Source organism: Romboutsia sp. 13368 (assembly GCF_018336475.1).
In the GTDB taxonomy this organism is placed as follows: Bacteria; Bacillota; Clostridia; order Peptostreptococcales; family Peptostreptococcaceae; genus Romboutsia.
Genome location: NZ_CP048741.1, coordinates 19,778 through 25,828, shown reverse-complemented (window position 1 = coordinate 25,828; position 6,051 = coordinate 19,778). Strand labels below are relative to the sequence as shown.

The window sequence follows — 6,051 nt, the reverse complement described above, 5'->3', positions numbered from 1 at the left end:
TATGTATTATATGTATATTTATTATAAAATATTGAACATTGTAATATTATACCACAAACATAGTTCATATTGTAGAACTTAATTAAAAAGAAAGGTGGTTTTGTTATGAAGATACACTTTATAGGAATTGGTGGTATTAGCATGAGTGCTTTAGCAGAAATTTGTCTAAACAAAGGATATAAAGTTTCTGGTTCAGATATGAATGAATCATATCTTTTAGATAAATTAAGAAATCAAGGTGCTAATATATTTATAGGTCATGCTAAAGAACATATCTCTGATGATGTAGATATGGTTGTTTACACTGCAGCTGTTCATGAGGATAACCCAGAAATGATAGCTACTAAAGAAAAAAATAAACTTACTATGGACAGAGCAGCTTTCTTAGGTCAGATAATGAGGGAGTATAAAAATTCTATAGCTGTGTCTGGAACTCATGGTAAAACTTCAACAACTTCGATGTTATCTACTATATTCGAATATGCTGATTTAGACCCTACTATATTAGTTGGTGGTAACTTAAGTGTTATAGGTGGTAATGTTAAAATAGGTAATTCAGATCATTTTATAACAGAAGCATGCGAATATGTTGATAGTTTCCTTAATTTTAACCCAAAAATATCTATCGTTTTAAATATTGAAGAAGATCATCTTGATTACTTCTCTGGTATAGAAGAAATAAAAGCTTCTTTCAACAAGTTTGGAAAACTTCTTCCTAAAAACGGATATTTCATAATAAATGGTGATGATGAAAATACAGGAGATATATTACACGATGTGAAAGCTACTATAGTTAAATATGGTACTAACTCATCTAATGATGCTGTAATATCAAACATAGAATTTAATGAAAACGGACATGGAATATTTAACTTAAGCTTTAACGAAACAGATTTAGGTAGATTTGAACTTTCTGTTCCTGGAATACACAACATCTACAATGCTTGTGCTGCAATCCTTACTGCATATGTTTCTGATATCGATTTAGAAGTTATAAGAAAAAATATAAAATCTTATAATGGAGTTGGTAGAAGATTCGAAGTTAAAGGAAATTACAATGGTGCGTTAGTTGTTGATGATTATGCTCACCATCCAACAGAGTTAAAAGCAACTTTATCTGCTGCTAAAAAGTTAAAGAAATCAACTTTATGGTGTATATTCCAACCTCATACTTATACTAGAACAAAAGCTTTATTAAATGAATTTGCTGAAGCATTCTACTCTGCTGATAAAGTTATAATAACTGATATATATGCAGCTAGAGAAAATGATCCAGGTGATATTCATTCTAAAGATTTAGTAGAAAAATTATACCAAAACAATGTAGATGTGACTTATATAAGCAAGTTTGAAGATATAACTGAGTATTTAAGAGAAAATGTTAAAGATAATGACTTAGTTATAACTGCAGGAGCTGGACCTATTTATCAAGTTGCTGAAGCTTTAGTTTCAGGTAAATAATAAAATAAAAAAATAGAGACTAAAATTATTTATTTTAGTCTCTATTTTTTTATTTTATTCATAACTATCTGATTCAACTGGTAATTTAAATATCTCATCTCTTAAATATTCATATAGTGCTATAGATACTTCATAGTAAGCCATTCCTTTATTTGATGATATCTTTACATAATATGGTCCCATTGTTTCTACTTTTAAATCATAATTATCGCCTTTTATATCTATGATAAAGTTATACTTACTTCTGTCTTTATTCTTTTCTGGTTGTACTTTACCTACAGTTCTCTTTGCTGACATTTTGTATACTAAATCGTCATATTTCCATTTATGTATAGTTTTAGTTTTATTATTATAAGATATTTCTACACTTTTCCATGTTTTATATTGCTTAACAAAGTCAAATGATGTACATATACTACCATTTAAAAGAGTATCTAGTTTATTCTTCTCTGCTACAGGAACTTTATAATATACCTCTTGGTTGACTGTATATATTCTAAAGAAATCTAAGTCAGTTGAAAATCTTATACCATCATCTGAGTATCCAGTATATGTTGGAGTAAACTTTTCTTGATTTCTTACCTTTGAAAGTTTAGTAAGCTCATACTTTATTTCATCCCAATAAATTTCTTCTACTTTTATATTTTTTATATCTCCACTAGACATATAAATCTTTTTCTTACTCTTTAATTGAGTCATAAGATCTCTATTATCTTCTTTTGTTTCTTCACTAACTTCTGTTTTTGGCTTATCTTTATTTTCTAAATATGTAAATCCATAAAAAGCAATTCCATAAACTATAAAGAAAACAACTATAGACATCCCTACTAATACACTTTTCTTAAGTTTTCTTTTTTTTGCCATTTTATCCTCCATGTTTATATAGTCCTTAAATAATTATATTACTTTTCTATGTATTTTTTAAGTAATAATGTATTTTTTAAGTAATAATTATAATTATATATATTTCCTAGGAAATATACTTAAATTTCAATCTTTTATATGATTAACTCAAAATAACTATTATAATGTTTAAGATTTCAAATTATTTATAATCAAAAATAAGTATCTCTTTAAGAGATACTTATTTTATATATATTAAGCTTCTTTTATTATTTCCCCTACCATTACTGCAGAGTTTATTAAATCTTCTATAGCTATATATTCTTCTAACGTATGTGCCTTTTTCATTCCTATTCCTAGGTTAACTGCTTTTATGCCGTTCTTATTTAGTATGTTAGTATCACTACCTCCACCAGTAGAAGCTGTTTTTCCTTCTATATTCATATTAGAGAAAGCTCTTTTAGCTAATTGAACTATTTCATCATTCTCATCTATTCTAAATGGTCCGTATGCTCTATTAACATTTATTTCTATTTCTGCTCCAAATTCTTTAGCAGCATTTTTAAATGTTTCTACCATATGGTTAGTTTGAGCATCTAGTTTTTCTTCACTTAAACTTCTAGCTTCTGCAGATATTTCTATTTCTGGCATAACTATGTTTGTAGCCATTCCACCCTTAACTATACCTATATTTGCAGTAGTTTCTTCGTCTATTCTTAATAATTTCATATTTTCTATAGCTCTTGATGCTACCATTATAGCACTTATACCGTTTTCTGGTTGTAATCCTGCATGAGCTGATTTACCAGTTATCTTAACTTTTATAGCATCTTGAGCAGGTGCTTTTACTATTATTTCTCCTGGAGATCCACCACTATCTAATACGAATGCATACTCTGCATCTATTTTAGAGTAGTCTAGATTTTTAGCTCCATGTAATCCGCCTTCTTCCCATATAGAGAATACTACTTGTATATCACCGTGATCTATATTATTTTCTTTTATATTTCTTAAAGCTTCTAATATAGCTGCTATACCAGCTTTATCATCTGAACCAAGTACTGTAGTTCCGTCACTTTTTATTATTCCATTAACTTCATCTATTATTGGTTTAACCCCTATAGATGGGCTAACTGTATCCATATGAGAACTGAATAATATCTTTCTACCTTCTCTATTTCCTTTTAATGTTGCTATTACATTCCCTGTTTCTGCACCAGTTTTTTCTCCAGCGTTATCTATTTCAACTTCACACCCTATTTCTTCAAGTTTTTTAACTAAAACTTGAGCTATTTTACCCTCTTTTGAAGTTGGACTATCTATTTGTACTAATTCTAAGAATTCATCTATTAACCTTTGTTTATTTACCATTTTACTCCCTCCAAAATATATAGTATATATATATTTTAGTTTTTCAAAATCTATATGTCAATTTTTTCACTATGCAAATATATTATAATTATTTTAAAATTTTTCTAGTTCTAGAATCTATGAAGCACAACCAATATCCTAGTTTATCATTTCTAGTATCACATGGTTGATATGTTGTGAACCCTGTATGGCCTTTATCTGGTTGCTCATCGTTTTTACCAGGTATTGCATATATATAATTTTTTCTCTTATTATATTCATCATACTGTACTCCAAATAAGTAATGTCTATATTTATATGAATTCATAACTGTATCACTATACATAGTATAGTTTAAAGTATTTACATAGCCTAAGTTTGGCATAGCATATCCAGATAAAGTTAAAGGATTTATTTCAATTTTCCACCATCTAGTATTTTCTACTGGTTCTTCTATAAAAGGTTTTACTTCTTTAAAGTGTTTTAATCCTTTTTTAATTTGTCTTGGCATTAATAATGTTCCAGCCGTTTTCGTTGATTCATAAGAATTGCTTTGACTTTGTGGTTCTTTTCTCTCTTGTTTTATATATTTTTTTTGATTTACTTGTTGTTTTTCTTTATATTTTGAATACTTATCTGTTTGTTTTTGTTGCGGTTTTACTTTTTCTTGAACTGGTACATATTCTAATTTACGCTCTTCATTTTCTTCAACTTCCTCATATTCTTCTACTTTATTATCTTGATTATTATCTTCTACATATTCTTCATCAGATGAATCACCTCTACTATACTCTGGTTCATCTTCATCTATCTCTATATACTCAATTTCTTCATATTCATATTCTGCATCGTCATCATCTTCATCTATCTCTATATACTCAATTCATCTATCTCTATATACTCAATTTCTTCATATTCATATTCTGCATCATCGTCATCTTCATCGTCAAACTCATCTCTATAATCTTCTTCGTACTCTTCTTCTCCTGCAAATAATATCTCTTCATAGTTATCTATCTTACTTCCCTTAAATCCTATAAGTGGAACTTGTTTCTCGTATAACATTGCTATACCTTTTATTTCTATATCATTTCTATCTAAATTTAATACAAATTCACCTTTTCCTTGCTCACTTAATAATATATTTCCTAATTCAAGTGTTTCATAATCACTTTGTATAGCAACTACTCTATATCCCTCTTTAACGCATTTAAGGTTCTCTACATATAAGGCTACTGATGATTTTTCTTCATTTATTTCTACTTTAGCAAATGCTTTAGGTAAAGCTCTTTCGCTATATCTAAAGTTAATATCCTTAGCTTCAAGAATTATATAATCTCTTTTAAATTTTCTTTTAGTCGCCATTTTTGTCCCCCCTTAACATAATATCTCTAGATAGTATATGAATAACTGTATAAAAAAAGTACCTTCAATTATTTTGAAGGTACTTTTGTATTTACAGCATTTGCTAAAGTTGCAAATTCTTCTATTGAAAGAGTTTCTCCTCTTCTTTTTTCATCTATGTTAGCCATTGCTAATACTTCTTTTATTTCATCTTTACTTAAGAATCCTAATCCACCTAAAGCATTAAGTAGAGTTTTTCTTCTTTGACCAAAAGCTGCCTTTACAGTTTTAAAGAATATATCTTCATTATCTACAGGATATTTTCTTTCTTCTCTTACGTGAAGCCCTATAACTGTTGAATCTACATTTGGTTGCGGTATAAACATATGTCTTGGAGCTTTTGCAACTATTTCTGTGTCACAATAATATTGTACTGCTACTGATAAAGCACCATAATCCTTTGTTGATGGCTGAGCATTCATTCTGTCTGCAACTTCTTTTTGTACCATTACTACTATATCAGTAACTGGTATATCTTCTTCTAAGAATTTCATAACTATTGGAGTTGTTATATAGTATGGAAGGTTTGCAACTAATTTAACTGGTCCTCCATCTAATTTTTCTTTTACTAATTCTTCTACATCAACCTTTAATATATCTTGGTTCACTACTTCAATATTGTCAAATTCTCCTAATGTTTCACGTAGAATAGGTATTAAAGTTTTATCTATTTCTATAGCTACAACTTTGTCTGCTACTTTTCCCATTTCACGAGTAAGTGTTCCTATACCAGGTCCTACTTCTATTATTTTATCACCTTCAGAAAGTCTAGCACCTGAAAGTATTCTGTCTATTACATTATCATCTATTAAGAAATTTTGTCCTAATGATTTAGAAAATTTAAAGCCATGTTTTTCTACAACGTCTTTTGTGGCTCTATGTGATGAAAGTCTATCCATTATGATTCTCCTATTTATTTTATTTTCACATATTGTGAATTTTATTATATATTATATTTGATTTAATGCTTGTTCAAATTCTTCTCTACTAACT

6 protein-coding genes are annotated in these 6,051 nt (G+C 28.4%); 1 reads left to right on the top strand and 5 read right to left on the bottom strand.

The genetic code is table 11. The features are described 5' to 3' along the window. The first annotated feature begins 105 nt into the window (after positions 1-105). Positions 106-1,461: a UDP-N-acetylmuramate--L-alanine ligase gene (gene murC / locus G3997_RS00130; protein ID WP_296646147.1), complete on the top strand. Its 1,356-nt coding sequence runs from the start codon at positions 106-108 to the stop codon at positions 1,459-1,461. Positions 1,462-1,515: 54 nt separating this feature from the next. On the opposite strand, the gene G3997_RS00125 is transcribed toward murC, so the two are convergent. The 5 genes from G3997_RS00125 to rsmA all read right to left on the bottom strand — a co-directional run bounded on the left by G3997_RS00125 (position 1,516) and on the right by rsmA (position 5,957). Beyond that, positions 1,516-2,325 (bottom strand): hypothetical protein, encoded by an 810-nt coding sequence (locus G3997_RS00125; RefSeq protein ID WP_296646143.1) that lies wholly within the window; start codon positions 2,323-2,325, stop codon positions 1,516-1,518. A 234-nt stretch (positions 2,326-2,559) separates the two neighbouring features. Next, positions 2,560-3,675 carry a M20/M25/M40 family metallo-hydrolase gene (locus G3997_RS00120; protein ID WP_296646136.1) on the bottom strand — a complete coding sequence of 372 codons (1,116 nt, stop codon included), beginning with the start codon at positions 3,673-3,675 and terminating at the stop codon, positions 2,560-2,562. Between the two features lie 88 nt (positions 3,676-3,763). After that, positions 3,764-4,165 carry a hypothetical protein gene (locus tag G3997_RS11350; protein ID WP_330616142.1) on the bottom strand — a complete coding sequence of 134 codons (402 nt, stop codon included), beginning with the start codon at positions 4,163-4,165 and terminating at the stop codon, positions 3,764-3,766. A 359-nt stretch (positions 4,166-4,524) separates the two neighbouring features. Beyond that, positions 4,525-5,019 carry a hypothetical protein gene (locus tag G3997_RS11345; RefSeq protein WP_330616141.1) on the bottom strand — a complete coding sequence of 165 codons (495 nt, stop codon included), beginning with the start codon at positions 5,017-5,019 and terminating at the stop codon, positions 4,525-4,527. A gap of 68 nt (positions 5,020-5,087) precedes the next feature. Further along, entirely contained in the window at positions 5,088-5,957 is an 870-nt protein-coding gene (gene rsmA / locus G3997_RS00110) for a 16S rRNA (adenine(1518)-N(6)/adenine(1519)-N(6))-dimethyltransferase RsmA (RefSeq protein ID WP_296646132.1), read from the bottom strand. Positions 5,958-6,051 lie beyond the last annotated feature (94 nt).